At 72.9% G+C, this 17,351-nt stretch carries 16 protein-coding genes and 1 tRNA gene; 9 read left to right on the forward strand and 8 right to left on the reverse strand.

Features of this window, described 5'->3' with window-relative positions; all coding sequences use genetic code 11:
* Positions 1–5 precede the first annotated feature (5 nt).
* Positions 6–2,951 (reverse strand): ATP-dependent RNA helicase, encoded by a 2,946-nt coding sequence (locus ABTY62_RS21725; protein ID WP_352131068.1) that lies wholly within the window; start codon positions 2,949–2,951, stop codon positions 6–8.
* Between the two features lie 119 nt (positions 2,952–3,070).
* Positions 3,071–3,976, reverse strand: a complete 906-nt coding sequence (locus ABTY62_RS21730; RefSeq protein WP_502997496.1) for a class I SAM-dependent methyltransferase — start codon at positions 3,974–3,976, stop codon at positions 3,071–3,073.
* 373 nt (positions 3,977–4,349) lie between these two features.
* On the opposite strand from ABTY62_RS21730, the gene rpsA reads away from it, so the two are divergent.
* Positions 4,350–5,852, forward strand: a complete 1,503-nt coding sequence (rpsA, locus tag ABTY62_RS21735) for a 30S ribosomal protein S1 (protein WP_352131070.1) — start codon at positions 4,350–4,352, stop codon at positions 5,850–5,852.
* Between the two features lie 103 nt (positions 5,853–5,955).
* On the opposite strand, the gene ABTY62_RS21740 is transcribed toward rpsA, so the two are convergent.
* Positions 5,956–6,411: a hypothetical protein gene (locus tag ABTY62_RS21740; protein WP_385339409.1), complete on the reverse strand. Its 456-nt coding sequence runs from the start codon at positions 6,409–6,411 to the stop codon at positions 5,956–5,958.
* Positions 6,412–6,709: 298 nt separating this feature from the next.
* Between ABTY62_RS21740 and ABTY62_RS21745 the strand changes: the two genes are divergently transcribed.
* From ABTY62_RS21745 to ABTY62_RS21755, 3 genes are all read left to right on the forward strand, one after another.
* Positions 6,710–7,654 (forward strand): PAC2 family protein, encoded by a 945-nt coding sequence (locus tag ABTY62_RS21745; protein ID WP_352131071.1) that lies wholly within the window; start codon positions 6,710–6,712, stop codon positions 7,652–7,654.
* A 9-nt stretch (positions 7,655–7,663) separates the two neighbouring features.
* Positions 7,664–8,281, forward strand: a complete 618-nt coding sequence (gene coaE / locus ABTY62_RS21750) for a dephospho-CoA kinase (RefSeq protein WP_352131073.1) — start codon at positions 7,664–7,666, stop codon at positions 8,279–8,281.
* A 186-nt stretch (positions 8,282–8,467) separates the two neighbouring features.
* On the forward strand, positions 8,468–8,836 hold the full coding sequence (locus ABTY62_RS21755; protein WP_352131074.1) for a tetratricopeptide repeat protein: 369 nt from the start codon (positions 8,468–8,470) through the stop codon (positions 8,834–8,836).
* Here the strand turns inward: ABTY62_RS21755 and ABTY62_RS21760 are convergent.
* The gene (locus tag ABTY62_RS21760) at positions 8,805–9,140 is read right to left on the reverse strand and encodes a DUF6343 family protein (RefSeq protein ID WP_352131075.1); all 336 of its coding nucleotides are present in this window, start codon (positions 9,138–9,140) and stop codon (positions 8,805–8,807) included. The two genes, ABTY62_RS21755 and ABTY62_RS21760, sit on opposite strands and share 32 nt — an antisense overlap.
* Positions 9,141–9,269: 129 nt before the next feature.
* Between ABTY62_RS21760 and ABTY62_RS21765 the strand changes: the two genes are divergently transcribed.
* From ABTY62_RS21765 to ABTY62_RS21775, 3 genes are all read left to right on the forward strand, one after another.
* Complete coding sequence (locus tag ABTY62_RS21765) at positions 9,270–10,478, forward strand: ADP-ribosylglycohydrolase family protein (protein ID WP_352131076.1); 1,209 nt, start codon at positions 9,270–9,272, stop codon at positions 10,476–10,478.
* A 45-nt stretch (positions 10,479–10,523) separates the two neighbouring features.
* On the forward strand, positions 10,524–11,255 hold the full coding sequence (locus ABTY62_RS21770; protein ID WP_352131077.1) for a DUF7873 family protein: 732 nt from the start codon (positions 10,524–10,526) through the stop codon (positions 11,253–11,255).
* A gap of 30 nt (positions 11,256–11,285) precedes the next feature.
* Positions 11,286–11,372, forward strand: a tRNA-OTHER gene (locus ABTY62_RS21775).
* Between the two features lie 378 nt (positions 11,373–11,750).
* On the opposite strand, the gene ABTY62_RS21780 is transcribed toward ABTY62_RS21775, so the two are convergent.
* The 3 genes from ABTY62_RS21780 to ABTY62_RS21790 all read right to left on the reverse strand — a co-directional run bounded on the left by ABTY62_RS21780 (position 11,751) and on the right by ABTY62_RS21790 (position 15,418).
* The gene (locus ABTY62_RS21780) at positions 11,751–12,827 is read right to left on the reverse strand and encodes an RNA ligase (ATP) (RefSeq protein ID WP_352131078.1); all 1,077 of its coding nucleotides are present in this window, start codon (positions 12,825–12,827) and stop codon (positions 11,751–11,753) included.
* A gap of 116 nt (positions 12,828–12,943) precedes the next feature.
* Positions 12,944–14,140 carry a DUF1266 domain-containing protein gene (locus ABTY62_RS21785; RefSeq protein WP_352131079.1) on the reverse strand — a complete coding sequence of 399 codons (1,197 nt, stop codon included), beginning with the start codon at positions 14,138–14,140 and terminating at the stop codon, positions 12,944–12,946.
* 54 nt (positions 14,141–14,194) lie between these two features.
* On the reverse strand, positions 14,195–15,418 hold the full coding sequence (locus ABTY62_RS21790) for an FUSC family protein (RefSeq protein ID WP_352131080.1): 1,224 nt from the start codon (positions 15,416–15,418) through the stop codon (positions 14,195–14,197).
* 101 nt (positions 15,419–15,519) lie between these two features.
* Between ABTY62_RS21790 and ABTY62_RS21795 the strand changes: the two genes are divergently transcribed.
* Positions 15,520–15,993 (forward strand): type II toxin-antitoxin system PemK/MazF family toxin, encoded by a 474-nt coding sequence (locus ABTY62_RS21795; protein ID WP_352131081.1) that lies wholly within the window; start codon positions 15,520–15,522, stop codon positions 15,991–15,993.
* A 29-nt stretch (positions 15,994–16,022) separates the two neighbouring features.
* On the opposite strand, the gene ABTY62_RS21800 is transcribed toward ABTY62_RS21795, so the two are convergent.
* Positions 16,023–16,565, reverse strand: coding sequence for a DUF1697 domain-containing protein (locus ABTY62_RS21800; protein ID WP_352131082.1), 543 nt, complete (start codon positions 16,563–16,565; stop codon positions 16,023–16,025).
* A 71-nt stretch (positions 16,566–16,636) separates the two neighbouring features.
* Between ABTY62_RS21800 and ABTY62_RS21805 the strand changes: the two genes are divergently transcribed.
* Positions 16,637–17,293, forward strand: coding sequence for a nucleoside/nucleotide kinase family protein (locus tag ABTY62_RS21805; RefSeq protein WP_352131191.1), 657 nt, complete (start codon positions 16,637–16,639; stop codon positions 17,291–17,293).
* The last annotated feature ends 58 nt before the right edge of the window (positions 17,294–17,351 follow it).

Here is a 17,351-nt window from a genome sequence, read left to right on the forward strand (position 1 = left end):
GCTGCTCAGCGGCGGGTGTTGGTACGCCGCGTCGGCTCGGCCGTCGCCGGGTCCTCCGGCCAGGGGTGCCTGGGGTACCGGCCGCGCAGCTCCGCGCGCACGGACCGGTAGCCCTCCCGCCAGAAGGACGCCAGATCGGCCGTGACCGCGGCGGGGCGCCCGGCGGGTGACAGCAGGTGTACGAGCAGCGGCACCCGCCCGCCCGCGATCCGGGGCGTCTCCTGCCACCCGAACAGCTCCTGGAGCTTGACGGCCAGCACGGGCTGCTCCTGGCCGTAGTCCACCCGCACCCGCGAGCCACTGGGGACCCGTACGCGCTCCGGGGCCAGCTCGTCGAAGCGGGCCGCGTCCCCGGTCGCCCAGGGCAGCAGCCGGGCGAGCGCCTGGCCCGCGTCCACGCGCTCCAGGTCGGCCCGCCGCCGCGCCCGGCCGAGCTCCGGGCCCAGCCAGGCGTCGAGGTCCGCCAGCAGCGCCGGATCGGACACATCGGGCCACGCGCCGCCCAATTCCCGGTGGAGGAACGCCAGCCGCTGCCGGAAGGCGACGGCCTCCGCGGACCAGCGCAGCAGCCCCAGCCCCTCGCCGCGCAGCCCGTCCCGCAGCGCGGCGCGCACCAGCTGCGGATCGGGCGCGGCCAGTGGCCGTACCGCCAGCTCCACCGCCCCCAGCCGCTCCACCCGCCGCGCCACGACGTCCCCGCCGGACCAGCCGACCTCCTCCCGCCGCTCGCACAGGGCCGCCGCCGCGGCACGGGCCGTCTCCTCGTCCACGACGGCCGCGAGCCGCACCCGCGCCGACGCCGCCGACACCGGCCGGTCCGCGACCGCCACCGCCAGCCACGGCGCGTTCCGCAGCCGGGACCCCTCGCCGAGCTCCGCCCCGGTGCCCGACGCCATCAGATACGCACTCTCCCCGCGCCGCCGCGCCACCCGCTCGGGGAACGCCAACGCGGCGACCAGCCCCACGACGGCGTCGTCACCCACCGCGCCCACGCCGCGGGCGCTCGGCGTGGTGGTGTGGTCCGCGGCGTCGGCCCGTGGCTGCCCGTGGCCGCCTGCTGCCGGTGCGGCGGCGGGGTGATCGCCGGGCCCCGGCGCGGTGCCGCACGGCGTTCCCGCACCGGCCGCGCCCGGCGCGGTGGGGGCGGATGCCGACCTGCGGGCTGAGCTGTCGCCGACCGACCCCGGCGCCGCGGCGTCAGGGCTGCCGCCGCTCCGCACGCCACTCGGGGGAGCGGCGTGCGGAGCGTATGCGCGATCGCGCTCGGCGTGACGGCTGATCGTGCCCGGCGCGTCGGCGCCCGGCGCGGCGCGGCGTGGCGCAACCGCGCTCGCGGTGTCGGCCCGCGCCGATGCCTCACCCCCAGCCGCCCCCGCCTGGGCCGCCTCGGCCGTCGGATGGCCGGAAGACCGCAGCGCGCCCTCGAGACGGCGAGCCTCCTGGCGCCAGCGGGCGGCGTACGCGTCCATGCCACGGCGGGCGGTGCGCAAGGCGGCTGCCAGGTCGTCGCCGTAGTCCCGGGGCGGCTCCTCGCTGAGCAGGGCCACGGCCTCCGCCGCCCGGCGTGCGCCGACCTCTCGTGCGCCGTCCAGCAGCGCCCGCGCGAGCCGGGGGTGCAGGCCCAGCCGGGCCATGCGCGCGCCCCGGTCCGTGGCCCGCCCGGCGCTGTCCACGGCGCCGATCGCGGTCAGCACCTCGCGCGCCGCGGTCATCGCGCCGCCCGGCGGCGGGTCGAGCAGCGCGAGGCCGGAGGCGTCGGGGTCTCCCCAGCACGCCGCCTGGAGTGCGAACGCCGTCAGGTCCGCGACGCCGATCTCCGGGGACGGGAAGCGCGGCAGCCGGGCGTCCTCGGCCTCCGGCCAGCAGCGGTAGACGGTGCCCGGCGCCTCGCGCCCGGCCCGGCCCGCGCGCTGCCGGGCCGCGGCCCGCGAGGCGCGTACGGTCGTCAGCGCGCTCAGGCCCCGCGCGTGGTCCACCCGCGGCTCGCGCGCGAGCCCGCAGTCCACGACGGTGCGTACGCCCGGGACGGTCAGGCTCGACTCGGCGACCGAGGTCGCCAGCACCACCCGCCGCCGTCCGCCGCCCCCGCCCGCGAGCGCCGCGTCCTGCACGGCGGCGGGGGCGCGACCGTGCACCTGAAGCACCTCCGCGTCGGCGCCGCCGAGCAGCCCCGCGACGCGCGCGATCTCCCCGACGCCCGGCAGGAAGCACAGCACGTCCCCTTCCCGCTCGCGCAGCGCCCGCCGCACCATCGCCGCGACGTGGTCGAGGAGAGCGGGGTCCACCCGCATTCCGTGCGGCGGGCGGACGGGGCGCGCGGGCGGCGCCCACACCACCTCGACCGGATGCGACACCCCCTCGGCCGATACGACCGGCGCGGGCCCGCCGTCCGGGCCCAGCAGCCGGGCCCAGCCCTCCGCGTCCGTGGTCGCGGACGCCGCGATCAGCCACAGCTCGGGCCGCAGGGTGGCCCGTACGTCCAGCAGGAAGGCGGCCGCCGTATCGGCGTCCAGGTGCCGTTCGTGGCACTCGTCGAGCACCACCGCGTCGACCCCGGCGAGCTCGGGGTCGCGCTGGAGCCGCTGAAGCAGCACACCGGTGGTGACCACCTCCACGGCCGTCTCGCGGCTCACCCGCCGCTCGCCGCGCACCGTGAACCCCACCCGGCCGCCGACCGACTCCTCGCCCAGCAGCCACGCCATCCGCCGCGCGGCGGCCCGCGCCGCGATCCGCCGCGGCTCGGCGACCAGCACGCGCCGGGCGGGCCCGCCGCCCGCCGCCCCGGCGAGTGCCAAGGGCACCAGCGTCGTCTTGCCGGTCCCGGGCGGGGCGCACAGCACGGCCGCGCCCCGGTCGTCGAGCGCGCGCAGCAGGGCGGGCACCGCGGCCCGTACGGGAAGCGCGTCGAGCACATCGGTACGGGGCGTGCTGGGCGTACGGCGGGCGGTCATCGGACCATCCTGTCAGCCCCCGCTCCGCACCTTCAGGTCCCGTTCAGTCCCGCAGGTCCCGTTCAGTCCGGCAGGTCCCGTTCAGTCCCGCAGGTCCCGTTCAGTCCGGCAGGTCCCGTTCAGTCCCGCTCGCACACGAAGATCGCCGTCCCCGGGATCAGATTCCCGCGCAGCGGGGACCAGCCGCCCCACTCCTGGTCGTTCCAGGCGGGCCATTCCGGCTCGACCAGGTCGAGCAGCCTGAAGCCCCCGGCGACCACGTCGCGGACCCGGTCGCCCAGCGTCCGGTGGTGCTCCACATAGACGGCACGGCCCGTCTCGTCCTGCTCGACGTACGGCGTGCGGTCGAAGTAGGAGGCGGCGACGCTGAGCCCCTCGGGACCGGGCTCGTCCGGGAACGCCCACCGCAGGGGATGTGTCACCGAGAACACCCAGCGCGCTCCCGGCCGCAGCACCCGGTGGACCTCGCGCATCACGCGCACCGGATCGGCGACGAAGGGGACCGCCCCGTACGCCGAGCAGGCGAGGTCGAAGGAGGCGTCCCGGAAGGGGAGCGCGGTGGCGTCGGCCTGGACGAGCGCGACCGGCCCGGCGCCCGCCGAGCCCGCTTCGCCCGCTTCGCCTGCTCCGGTATCGATCCGCATCGCGTGCCGCAGCTGGCGGTGGGAGATGTCGAGCGCCACCGGCCGCGCCCCCTGGGCCGCCAGCCAGCGTGAGCACTGTGCCGCGCCCGCCCCGACCTCCAGGACGGCGAGCCCCTTGAGGCCGTCCGCCGGGCCGAGCAGCCCGGCCTCGGCCTCGTCGAGCCCCTCGGGGCCCCAGACGAAGCGGTCGTCGCCGAGGAAGCCGCCGTGCTCCTCCTGGTACTCGTCCGCGTTGCGGTCCCACCAGCCGCGGCTGGCCCGGCTGCTCTCCGTGTCACCGGCGATCCGCCGGGTGGCTGTGGGCTCGACCGGCTCGCCGGCCGTCGCTATGAGATCTCCGGTGGCGCCGGGCGTTCCGGGCTCGTCGGTTGCACGGGGCATGTGTTCTTGGACCATCGGGCGCGTCGTCGTACTCTCTGTGTCGACCTGTGGCTGTGGGGAACAGCTGGACTCCGCGTCGCAGCAGGGACCGTGCGACTTGCCGGGTTTGGGGCGAAAAGTCCCGCGTGGGCTCTTCGTGCATTGACCATGTCCGGCTGCCCCCGTATGCTACAAGTTGCGCTGCGGGCCTGCGCGCCTCAGACGGAGCAGGCCGCGCTCGCATCTGTTGTATGTCCCTCGGTCACCGAGGCGCTTTTCGATCCCTCGGGAAGAGATCAACGCCTCCGAGGCTGTTCGACTTCTACAGTGCGATAACGGGTCCCGGCGTAGCAGTACCTACGACTTCATGTCCGTAACCGGAGCCCTTTCCCACATGACGAGCAGCACCGAGGCAACCCGCACCACCCCGCAGGTGGCGGTCAACGACATCGGTTCCGAGGAAGCCTTCCTCGCCGCGATCGACGAGACGATCAAGTACTTCAACGACGGCGACATCGTCGACGGCGTCATCGTGAAGGTCGACCGGGACGAGGTCCTGCTCGACATCGGTTACAAGACCGAAGGCGTCATCCCTTCTCGTGAGCTTTCGATCAAGCACGACGTCGACCCGAACGAGGTCGTGGCCGTCGGCGACGAGATCGAGGCCCTTGTTCTCCAGAAGGAGGACAAGGAAGGCCGCCTGATCCTCTCGAAGAAGCGCGCCCAGTACGAGCGTGCCTGGGGCACCATCGAGAAGATCAAGGAAGAAGACGGCATCGTCACCGGTACCGTCATCGAGGTCGTCAAGGGTGGTCTCATCCTCGACATCGGCCTCCGTGGCTTCCTCCCCGCCTCCCTGGTGGAGATGCGCCGCGTCCGCGACCTTCAGCCCTACGTGGGCAAGGAGCTCGAGGCCAAGATCATCGAGCTGGACAAGAACCGCAACAACGTGGTCCTGTCCCGCCGTGCCTGGCTGGAGCAGACCCAGAGCGAGGTCCGCCAGACCTTCCTCACCACCCTCCAGAAGGGCCAGGTGCGCTCCGGCGTCGTCTCCTCCATCGTCAACTTCGGTGCCTTCGTGGACCTGGGTGGCGTCGACGGTCTGGTCCACGTCTCCGAGCTGTCCTGGAAGCACATCGACCACCCGTCCGAGGTCGTCGAGGTCGGCCAGGAGGTCACGGTCGAGGTCCTGGACGTCGACATGGACCGCGAGCGCGTGTCCCTGTCGCTCAAGGCGACCCAGGAAGACCCGTGGCAGCAGTTCGCCCGGACCCACCAGATCGGCCAGGTCGTCCCCGGCAAGGTCACCAAGCTGGTTCCGTTCGGTGCGTTCGTCCGCGTGGACGAGGGCATCGAGGGCCTGGTCCACATCTCCGAGCTGGCCGAGCGCCACGTGGAGATCCCGGAGCAGGTCGTCCAGGTCAACGACGAGATCTTCGTCAAGGTCATCGACATCGACCTCGAGCGCCGGCGCATCAGCCTCTCGCTGAAGCAGGCCAACGAGGCCTTCGGTGCCGACCCGTCCGTGGTCGAGTTCGACCCGACCCTGTACGGCATGGCCGCGTCCTACGACGACCAGGGCAACTACATCTACCCCGAGGGCTTCGACCCCGAGACCAACGACTGGCTCGAGGGCTTCGAGACTCAGCGCGAGGCCTGGGAGACCCAGTACGCCGAGGCGCAGCAGCGCTTCGAGCAGCACCAGGCGCAGGTCATCAAGTCGCGCGAGGCCGACGAGCAGGCCGCTGCCGAGGCGGGCGGCGCCGCCCAGGCGCAGGGTGGTGGCCAGGCGTCCGGCGGCTCGTACTCCTCGGAGTCGGCCGACAACTCCGGCGCCCTGGCGTCGGACGAGGCGCTGGCCGCGCTCCGCGAGAAGCTGGCCGGCGGCCAGAGCTGATCACCGGCCGTCCCGGCTTCGGCTGACGGCCTGAACGGCTGACGTAAGGCCCGCTCTCCCCGGAGAGCGGGCCTTACGCATGGAAAGATCCGCCGGACGCCGCCTAGGCGCGCCCCTGCACCGTGACCGAGTCGACCGTGACGCTCTCCGCTCGGTCGATCATGATCCCCTGGCGGCCGCCGGTGACCGTGATGCCGCGCACCGTCCAGTACGAGGCGCCGTCCAGGTGCAGTCCGAATCCATAGCCGTCACTCGCCGTGAGCACCGCTCGCGGGGACCCCGTGAGGGTGATCCGGGAGCCCGAGGTCCCGGAGGCGGTGATCACGAAGCCCCCGCGGTACGTGCCGTCGGCGAGCTCGATGGTGTCGCCGGGCCTGGCGGCCGCGAGGGCCTCCTTGAGCTGAGCCGCGTCGGAGACGGGGATCGGGCGGGCGGAGTGCGGGCGCCCGTCCTTCACGGCCGTTCCCGCCGCGACCAGGCCACCCATGGCGAGGATCCCGGCGGCGGGTGCGGCGACGAGGGCACGGGTCCGGGAGCGGGTGGGGGTGTGGGAGTGCATGGGGCGTTCCGCCTTCCTGCCGTGGTCAGGGGTGGCACCTTCGTGACGCGTGAATGTTCTTGTGGCTGAACGTGAGACGACAGCGTGAACCTCTGACGCGTCGCGAAGTTAGGGGCGCCCCTTGGGCGCGGTCAACCCCTTCATGACGCTCCGTCACCATCTTCCGGGGAACGGGGCGCCATCGCGTACTGTCCTGATCTCACTTCGCGCAGACGTCACCCGGACAAGGTCGGAGGACCGGGAATGCCGTGCCCCCGCCCGACGTTCCCCGAACGGAACACAAGGAGGAGCGGTCACAGTGCTAGATCCGCAGGATTTGTACGAGTGGGAGCCGAGCGGGCTCGCGGAAGTCAACGCGATAACCTCCCGGGACTCGGCCGGGCTGGTGCTGCTCTACCACTTCGACGGCTACATCGACGCCGGTGAGACAGGCGACCAGATCGTGGAGCGGCTGCTCGACGGTCTGCCGCACCAGGTCGTCGCCCGCTTCGACCACGACCGGCTCGTCGACTACCGGGCGCGCCGGCCCCTGCTCACCTTCAAGCGCGACCGCTGGACCGACTACGAGATCCCCGCGATCGAGCTGCACCTGATGCGCGACGCGACCGCGGCCCCCTTCCTGCTGCTCTCCGGGCCCGAGCCGGATGTGGAGTGGGAGCGCTTCGCGGCGGCCGTGCGGCAGTTGATCGAGCGGCTCGGCGTGCGGCTGTCGGTGAACTTCCACGGCATCCCCATGGGCGTTCCGCACACCCGCCCCGTCGGCATCACCCCACACGGCAACCGCTCCGACCTGATGCCCGGTCACCGCGGCTACTTCGACGAGGCCCAGGTGCCGGGCAGCGCCGAGTCCCTCGTCGAGTACCGGCTCGCCGAGTCCGGCCATGATGTGCTCGGCGTCGCCGCCCACGTCCCGCACTACCTGGCCCGCTCCGCCTACCCCGACGCGGCGCTCACCGCGCTGGAGGCGATCACCGCGGCCACCGGCCTGGTGCTCCCCGGGGCGGCCCACGCGCTGCGCAACGAGGCGCTCAAGACCCAGGAGGAGATCGAACGGCAGATCTCGGAGGGCGACGAGGACCTGGTCGCGCTGGTCCGCGGCCTGGAGCACCAGTACGACGCGGTGGCCGGGGCGGAGAGCCGTGGCAGCCTGGTCGCCGAGCCGGTCGAGCTGCCCTCCGCGGACGAGCTGGGCGCCGAGTTCGAGCGCTTCCTGGCAGAGCGCGAAGGCGACGGAAGCGCATAGGCTTGCCCCATGCTGAGGCTGGGTCTCACGGGCGGAATCGGTGCGGGCAAGAGCGAAGTGTCACGCATGCTGTCCTCATACGGAGCGGCGCTGATCGACTCCGACCGGATCGCCCGTGAGGTGGTCGAGCCCGGAACCCCCGGACTCGCGGCCGTGGCCGCCGAGTTCGGGCCCGGCGTCCTCACACCCGACGGCGCTCTGGACCGCCCGAAGCTGGGCGGCATCGTCTTCGGCGACCCCGAGCGGCTGCGCGCCCTGAACGCGATCGTGCACCCCCTGGTCCGCGCCCGCTCCGCCGAGCTGGAGGCGGCCGCCGGGCCGGACGCCATCGTCGTCCACGACGTCCCCCTCCTCGCCGAGAACGGCCTGGCCCCCCTCTACGACCTGGTGCTGGTGGTCGACGCCGCGCCCGGGACCCAGCTCGACCGGCTGGTGAGGCTGCGCGGCATGACGGAGGACGAGGGGCGGGCCCGGATGGCGGCCCAGGCGACGCGCGAGGAGCGGCTGGCCGTGGCCGATGTCGTGATCGACAACGACGGCCCGCTGGAGGAGCTGGAGCCGCAGGTCAGAAAGGTCTGGGCGGAGCTGGCCGAGCGGGCGGCGGGCGGAGCGCGGGCCGACGGCTGAGGCACGGGGGGCCGACGGCCGAGGCGCGGGGGCGGCGGGGCTCTGGCGGGAATGACCGGTGTGGAGTCATTGTTGTCCAGCCAGTACCAACCAACGATCACCACCCGCACCGACGCGATCACCTCGTCCGACGATCGACTTCGCGGCCGACGGTGGTCGTCGGCGCGCTCCGGGAAGGAAACGGTTGTGTCCGAGCCCACGCCCGAGACCCATGTCATCGACTACCGCGCGGCTGAGCAGCTGCTGGCCGCCCGCGACCCGCGCGGCGCGGTGAAGCTGCTCGACTCGGTCATCACCGCCCACCCCGAGAACACCGCCGCCCGGCTGCTGCGCGCCCGCGCCTTCTTCGGCGCGGCGCAGCTCCGGGCGGCCGAGCTGGAGTTCCAGCTCGTCCTGGAGCGGGAACCGGACAACGCGTTCGCCCACTTCGCCCTCGGCCGCACCCTGGAGCGGGCCGACCGCCGGGCCGAGGCGACGCGCCACTTCCGCCTGGCGGCGGCGCTCGACCCGCGCCCGGACTTCGTCAAGGCCGCGCGCTTCGGTGAAAACGGCTGACGAACCTCGGCCCCCGCCGGCCCGCCGGATACGGGCCGCGCACCGGCGCGTACGGCGGCACATCCCGGCCGGGCTGGTAGTGCGGCCCCTGCCGGATGTGCCGGACGACCAGCACCAGATCGGTCAGCGTGACGACGGCGAGCACCCCGCAGGCGGCCGCCCAGCCGGGCCGGTGGACCATCCAGAAGGCCACCGTGCCCACTACGGCCCAGGCCAGGCCCCAGATGGCCAGCGCACAGCGGATACGCAGCGGGCTGCGCGCGTGCAGCGGCTCGTCGCCCGTACGGATCAGTCGGCTCGGCATGGCGCACCATCTCCCACTACGAATCTAACGCCGTACCCCGGCGCGGTCCGGGATCCGTGGTCTGGGAGCATGGCCGGGCATGCCAGCACACAGGCCTGGGCGACGACCGGGGTACGGAGGAGCCGCGCGATGATCCGCGAGTCATGGGACGAAACGGCCGCCAGGCGGGCTCGTATCCGCGGCTGTCTGCTCGGAGGCGCGATCGGCGACGCCCTGGGCAACCCGATCGAGTTCCTCTCCCTGCACCGGATCCACGAGGCCCACGGGGAGAAGGGGATCACCGCTCTCGTCCCGGACTCGAGCGGTGTCGTCGGCCGCATCACCGACGACACCCAGATGACCCTGTTCACCGCGGAGGGGCTGATACGGGCGGGGGCCAGGTACTCCGCCAAGGGCATCGGCGGCGCCGAGGTCGCCATGGTGCGCAACTCCTATCTGCGCTGGCTCGACACCCAGAACCACTCCGCGCCGCCGCCCGCGCGCGACGATCAGGACCTGGTGCGCTCCGGCCGGCTGCGCGAGCAGAAGTGGCTGTACGCGCGCCGGGCCCCCGGCAATGCCTGCCTGTCCGGCCTCGCGTCGGAGCACATCCCCTCGTACTCCGACGCCCTCGACGGCACCCCCGGCCCGGTGAACAGCGGCTCCAAGGGCTGCGGCACCGTGATGCGCTCCGCCCCCTTCGGCCTCACCGGCTCGGGCGCCCGCGAGTCGTTCGAACTCGCCGCCCACTGCGCCCAGATCACCCACGGCCACCCCACCGGCTACTACGCGGCGGGCGCCCTGGCCGCGATGATCGCCCTCATCCTCGACGGCGACTCCCTGGAGGGCGCCGCGCTGCGCACCCTGGAGCTGCTCACCCGCTACCCGGGACACGAGGAGACCAGCACCGCGCTGCGCAAGGCCGTCGCCCTGGCCGCCGAGGGCGAGCCCACCCCGGAGAAGGCCGAGTCGCTCGGCGGCGGCTGGATCGCCGAGGAGGCCCTGGCCATCGCGGTCTACAGCGCCCTGGCCCATACGGCCCCGAAGCGCAACCTCCTCAGCAAGGGCGGCGGGCTCGGCTACGACCCGAAGTGGCGGCGCACCCCCCTCCAGCGGGCCCTGCTGCTGTCCGTGAACCACTCGGGCGACAGCGACTCGACGGGCTCCATCTGCGGCAATCTGCTGGGCGCCTACTACGGCGACTTCCGCCTGCCCCCGATGTGGCTGGCACAGATCGAGGGCCGGGGCACCATCGCCGAACTCGCCGACGACTTCGCCTATGTGTTCCACCAGTCGGTCGAGACATACGAGCCCTACGAGGACGTGGTGCTTCCGCGCTCCCGCTACCCCCTCTACTGAACAATTCGTTCGAGCGCTGTCACACCCGCCTGTTAACGTGCAGGTGTGGCGAAACTCAATCAGATCATCGCCGTGGAAAAGGGCGTCAAGTCCAAGTCGCAGCAGGACCTGACGGCCGCCCACCACGGTCTTCAGAAGCCGGCCCTGCTGGCCGGCATATCCCGCACGTGCCAGCCCAAGGACGAGGAGGGCGAGCAGCTTCCGCCCGAGTCCACCCGGGTGCAGGTCAAGGGGGAGGACGTGCTGCGCGACACCGCGGCCATCCTGACCCGCCTCTTCGACGTCACCGCCACCAAGGACTGGTCGAACTGCTCGGCGAAGGCGGATGTGACGGTCGAGGGCCGCACGCTGCTGCGCGACGTCCCGGTCTCCTACCTCCTCTTCCTCGAGAAGCAGCTGACCGACCTCAACGCCCTCGTCCGCAAGCTCCCGGTCCTCGACGCCGCGGAGTTCTGGTCCCTGGACCCGTCCACGGACTCCTGGAAGACCGAGCCGGTTCGCACCGTCCGCACCAAGAAGGTCCCGCGCAACCACGTCAAGGCGGAGGCCACGGACAAGCACCCGGCCCAGGTCGAGGTCTACTACGAGGACATCCCGGTCGGCTACTGGACCACCGTCAAGTTCTCCGGCGCCCTCCCGGCCCGCCGTGTCAACGAGCTGCTCGACCGCGTCGAAAAGCTCCAGCAGGCGGTCAAGTTCGCCCGCGAGGAGGCGAACGGCGCGGAGGCCACCGACCAGCGCGTCGGCGACGTGGTCTTCGGCTACCTGTTCGGGTAGCGTGATGAACTCCCCGCCCGCCCGAGTGCGGGCGGGGTGCGCGAGGAGCGCAAGCTGAAGCTGAAGCTTGTCGTGACGGCGCGGTCGTCAGTGGAGGTTCAAATCCTCCTCCCGGCGCTCATCAGGCCGGGATAGCCCAACCAGGCAGAGGCAGACCGCGATCAATCTCAGACTCTCGCTCCAGACTCAGCATTCGCCGCCGATCGCCGGATCGACCGGGCCCGGGCCCGAGTCGTCGGATGCCGGTTCAACTCCGGCCCGTGCAGCTTCGATGCGCGGTAGTTCAAAGGCAGAACACGACGGCATCAGACTGACCCGTGTCCACAACCGACCGGCGTGCGTATTTGGGCGGCATCACAGGGCTCGGGGGCAGGCTACGCCCCCGGGCCCGCTCCGCATGCGCGGGCGCCATGCCGGCGCACACCGGACGCCGGACGCCGATCGCCAGGGCGGTGGCCGAGGACTCCGGTGCCCGGCCGTCCTCGGCCCCACCTCCTATTCGTACTCGGTGCCGCCCTTGCGCGTCAGATAAGCACCGCTGACCACCTTGGCGATGGCCCGCCCGCCGAGCACCGGGCTGTACCGGTCGCTCGCCGCCCGGACCACCACCCCCTCCCTGATGTGCAGCCCGCTCCCGGAGAGGGTCTCGCGCCCCTCGGCCAGCTCCAGCACCCGCCCGGCGTCGTACGGCCCGGCGTACAGGGTCGGAACCACCGGCAGCCCGCCGTCCAGCACCTTCGCCATCTCCTCGGGATCCAGCCAGCGCGTCCGCCCGCCGACGTCCACCGCGATGTCGAACACGGCATAGCCGGGCACGCCGCGCCGGCTGTCGGTCCCATAGCCGAGGTCCTGCACCCCGTCCCCGTACACCTCGCCGAAGATCCCGACCCGTGCCGCACCCAGCTCGGCGGCCACCCGCGCCGCCACGGCGGGCGCGCCGTGCCCGCGCACGGCCCGCCAGTACAGGTTCTTCCCGTCCTCCACCAGCGCCAGCCGCTGCGCCCCCAGCCCCTTCGAGGTCACCTGCACCTCCCCGCTGTCCGCGAGGTAGGTCAGACAGCACGCCGTCCCGTGCAGCTTCTCGGTGACCGCGACGGCCTCCCCGTCCTCGAACACGTCCGGGTAGCGCTTGAGGTTCTCGATGTCGATCCACGCCACCAGATCCGGCGCGGACGCCACGTCTCCGCTCATCGCGATCGGCACCGGAGGCACCCACTTGACGATCCCGAGCCGTTCCGCGAAGTCCACCCCCTCCCGCGCCGCCCGCTCCAGGTCCACCGCCGCCAGCGCCCGCGGCCGGCACACCAGCCCCTGTGACAGCTCCCCGCGCAGCCGGATCGCCTTGACCCGGTTGTGCTGGGCCCCTGCCAGCCTCCCCGTCAGCCCCAGCTCCCCGATCAGCTCCTCGGGCAGGACCGCCTGCTCCGGCACATACACGGCGAACTCCCCCGACCGGAAGGCCCCCTTGGCCACCACGGCCCGGTACAGCCCCACCTGCGCCAGCTCCAGCGCGTCGGCGTTGGGGTGTTCATGAATCGTCAGCCGCTCAGCGGTGACACGCAATGTCGACATACGTGGATCCCCCCGTTACTCGTTCAGTGGTGTGCCACCACTGTGGGGCGCGGACGAGCGCACCGGCCACCGAATTTGCGGCGGCGGAAGCGGGGTTCCCGGGGCCCGGCCCCGGATCAGTCCGAGGTGAGCTGGAAGGGGATGTTGCGCCAGGGGCTGGCGGGGGCCTGGGTGAGGATGCGGTGCGGGGAGAGCGCGGAGCTGTACATATGGCCGAAGGACTCCTCGTCGAAGCGCAGCGCCCGCCCCAGGATGTAGCCGGCCGAGAAGTCCGCCCAGGAGGTGTACTGCTCCCGGCACAGCTCGCCCACCAGGGTCACCATGTCTTCGACCTCGGACTGTTCCGCGAAGCGGGCGCCCAGGCCCCAGCGGGCGACGTTGACCGCGCGGCCGTAGTCGTAGCCGAGCGCCGAGGTCACACAGCCGTCGGGCGGGAGGATGCCGTCCGCGCGGAAGCGGCCCTCGTAGCGGACGATCTGCTGGAGGATGTCCAGGACGTGCGCGATCTCGGCGTCGTCCGCGCCGCGCGCGCGGAGCGAGTCGACGGCCGCCTGCCGCCACAGCTCCGGGTCGGTGTGCGCGGCGCAGCGGTCGCGGGATATCGCCTGGCGGAGGCGGAGCAGGAATTCCGGCTGGGGCGGGCTGTTCCGGCCGTCCAGGAGATACGTCATCTGCTCCCGCCAGCCGTGCGGGTCGGTGATGTCCCAGGAGTCGGCCAGGGCCGCGACATCGGTGCGGTAGTCCGTGCAGACGTCGCCGATGTCGTTCCACAGATCCTGACGGTGCACGGCCAGGTGGGCGCCGCAGGCGAGGCCGTGTGCGAGGGGGCCGTGCAGGTGGCCGGTGTACTTGGTCAGCAGCGCGTCGTCGTCGTGGCCGCGGCGCGGTACGTCCTTCCTCAGGGACTTCCAGCGGCGGCGCTCGCGGCGGGCGTCGGGGAAGAACGCCTCCGAGGGGGTGCCGGGGTTGATCAGCAGACCGCGCAGCTCCTCGCCCCACCACTCCTCGGGCGCCAGGGGGAGCGAGATCGGGCAGGCCACGATGTCGGGGCGGCGCGGCAGCAGCTCGCCGCGGGTGTAGACCGCGAAGTACTCGCCGCCGTCCGGGCCCCGGTACGGCAGCCATGGGGTGGCGAACTTCTTGCGGTCGACCTTCTCCTTCGGCGCGTACGCCAGGGTGTCGGCGCCCAGCAGCACCCGCAGATAACCGTCCCAGTCCCCGCGGGACTTGGCGGCGACCAGAGCCTGCTCGATGTCGGTCGGCGGCACCCAGGCGGGCCCCGGACCGGGTGTTCCCATGATCGGCGTCCCCATGGCCACGACCCTATCGGCAGCTCCGGGACGGCTTTCAGGGGGTTCGGGGCGCGGTCAGGCCGGGCCGCCGCCCTTCGCGCGGCGCTCGCGGAGTCGGCGCTGGAGCTTGTGCAGGAGGGGGTAGCGCTCGCGCTGTTCGCGGGCGCTGCGGTCGAGCTCCTCCATCAGGCGGATGGAGCGCTGCTCCATGTCCAGCTCGTCGAGGATCCGGTCGATCTCGGCGAGCAGGGCGCCATGGAGCTGCCACTGGCGCGGATGCTGCTGGACGCGCTGGAGGAGGGCGTGGGCGGCCTGGTCGCGGCTCGCGTGGGCCTTGGTGAGCTCGCTGGCCAGCCGGGACTCGGCCTCCTCGGCGTTGGCGCTGACCTGGGTGGTGACCAGGACGGCGAAGCTTTCGACGGCCGAGGCGAGGTGGACGAAGAGGTCCTCCAGGCCGGTTGCCACATCGGGCGGGAACAGGGGCTCGTCGGTCCGTTTCTTGGCGAGGTCGGTGAGGGTGCGCGCCATGACCCGCAGGACGACCATGCAGATCTCCAGGGTGTCCAGGCCGGTGCGCAGCACGACGCGGTAGAGCAGGCCCTCCTTGACGCGGGGGTTGAGCCGCAGGCTGTCCTCCGCCTGCCGGAGGGCGCCGTCCACCTGGGCGATGTCCTGGTCGAGGCGGCGGGCCTCGTGGAGCCGGGCGGCGGCGCGTTCGACGGGGGTGTGGCCGCCGAGTTCCTCGCCGATGTGGAGCAGCAGCCGGCGCATGCGGCGGGCGAGGTCCTCGATGGACTCGCCGGCGGTCTCGACCCACACCGGTGGGGCGAACAGAAGGTTGAAGGCCAGCCCCACCCCGGCGCCGATCAGCGTCTCCAGCACGCGGTCCCAGGCCGTGGCGCCGACCCGGGTCACGCCGAGGACCAGCATGGCGCTGATCGCCACCTCGACGACGAACTCGCTCACCCGTACGAAATTGCCGACGGTCAGCGCGACCAGGATGATCAGCCCCAGGCTCCACCAGGTCAGCCCCACCAGCGCACTGAACCCGATCGCGATGATGACGCCGACGACCACCGCGTTCACCCTGCGGACGCCGGTGGTGATGGTCGCGTACAGGGTGACCTGCACCACCAGCAGGGCGGTGAGCGGCGCGGTGAGCGGGGCCGGTTCGCTGCTCAGCTGGAGCGCGACGACGTACGCGATGGTCGCGGCGGCCGTGGCACGCAGCGTCTGGACGACGACGGGGTCTTTGCGCCGCTTGACGAGGCCCGCCAGCGGGTCGAGAACATCTGGCACCTTCTACCCCTTCCCGCATCAGAAGTCACAAAGGCATCACTACGGCCCCTTGCCACCTGAGCGGACCCTCACACGCCACCCGGAACCACGGACGGGCTAACGTGTGGGCCGTGATCACGCCATTCAACGAGCACGACGGCGCCGAGCCCCCGCTTCCCGGCAGCACCGGCCCCACCGCCACCGCGGAGGCGCATCCGCGCCAGGTCGGCCGGGTGCGGACGGAGTACGCGCCGGACCCGGACGGCGACCCGGACCCCGGGGAGATCGTCTGGACCTGGGTGCCCTACGAGGAGCTGGACGGACGCGGCAAGGACCGGCCGGTGCTCGTCGTCGCCCGCGAGCGCGCCGGGACCCTGCTGGCCGTACAGCTGTCGAGCAAGCGGCACGACGGCGACCGCGAGTGGGTGGCCATCGGGTCCGGGCCGTGGGACCGGGCGGGGCGCGACTCGTGGGTGGACCTGGACCGGGTGCTGCGGGTGCACCCGGAGGGCATGCGCCGGGAGGCCTGCGCCCTGGACCGGCCGCGCTTCGACCTGGTCGTGGCCCGGCTGAGGCAGCGGTACGGCTGGAGTTGAGAAAGCCTGAATGAGCGGGGCGGGCCGGGTCAGGCGTCGGCCAGCGCCAGCAGCTTGGTGACCGTGTTCCAGTTGCGGGCCGTCATCGTGACCCCGAGCGGCGCCCGCGTGACCTTGTCCGCCAGCTTGGAGCGGCCGGAGCCGTTCGGGGTGCGCAGATAGATCTCCCGGCCGGACAGCCGGAACTCGTCCGGCGCGTACGAGGCCAGGTCCAGGGCCTCCAGCGGGGCCGGGTCGGCCGGGGCGGCCGACAGGAACACCACATGCAGCGTCTTCGGCTCGGCCGTGGCCTCGGGGTAGGGGTTGGCCTCGATGGCGGCGGCGAGCTCGTCGCGGGTACGGACCATCACCGGCACGGTCAGGCCGAGGTCGGCGGTGATGCGGTCGGCGATCGTACGGGCCGTCCGCTCGGGCGGGGTGCCGGGGTCGGCGAAGACGATGTTGCCGGTCTGCAGATGGACGGTGACGCCGTCGAACCCCAGGTCCCGCATCAGCTCGCGCTGCCGGGCCACGGGAAACTTGTTGTGGCCGCTGACATTGATGCCGCGCAACAGCGCGATCTGCGACGACATGGCGGGGACTCCTCCGGACGGGATGAGGGGATCGTACGCCCGCGTTCAGCAGCGCGACTCCTCCCTGCATGATGGGGGCTGTGCGGCTCGAAGCGATCTCCTGGGAACGGCTGACCGGCGCGCTCGCCGACCGCGTCGCGGATCTGACGGCGGCGGACGGCGGCCCCTGGCTGCGGGTGGCGGTCGACGGGGCCCCGGCGGCGCGCCCCGGCGAGCTGGCGCACGGCCTGGCGGAGGCGCTGCGGGTGCGCGGGCGCCCGGCGCTGGTGGTCGCGGCGGGCGGCTTTCTGCGCGCGGCGTCGCTGCGCTACGAGTACGGGCGGCGGGACGCCGACGCGTACTACGACATGTGGCTGGATACCGGCGCGCTGTGGCGCGAGGTCTTCGGCCCGCTGGAGCCCGCGCCGGGCGGCACGGGGCGGGTGCTCCCCGATCTGTGGGACCCGGTGACCGACCGGGCGACCCGCTCCCCGTATGTCGAACTGCCGCCGGGCGGGGTGCTGCTGCTCCACGGCGCGCTGCTGCTGGGGCGCTGGTTCCCGTTCGACCTGTCCGTGCATCTGCGGCTGTCCCCGGCCGCCCTCGCCCGCCGTACGGACGAGGACGAGCAGTGGACGCTGCCCGCCTTCGCGCGCTACGAGGAGGAGGTGCGGCCCGCGGAGGCCGCGGATGTGGTGGTCCGCGCGGACGACCCGCGCCATCCGGCCTGGGGCGGACCGGGCGCCTGAGCCCGCGTGCGCGCCGCGTCACGACGCAGCCGTGCGCCCCGCTCTCCTCGGGAGCGGG

The organism is Streptomyces sp. NPDC097640, from assembly GCF_040302705.1.
GTDB lineage: Bacteria > Actinomycetota > Actinomycetes > Streptomycetales > Streptomycetaceae > Streptomyces.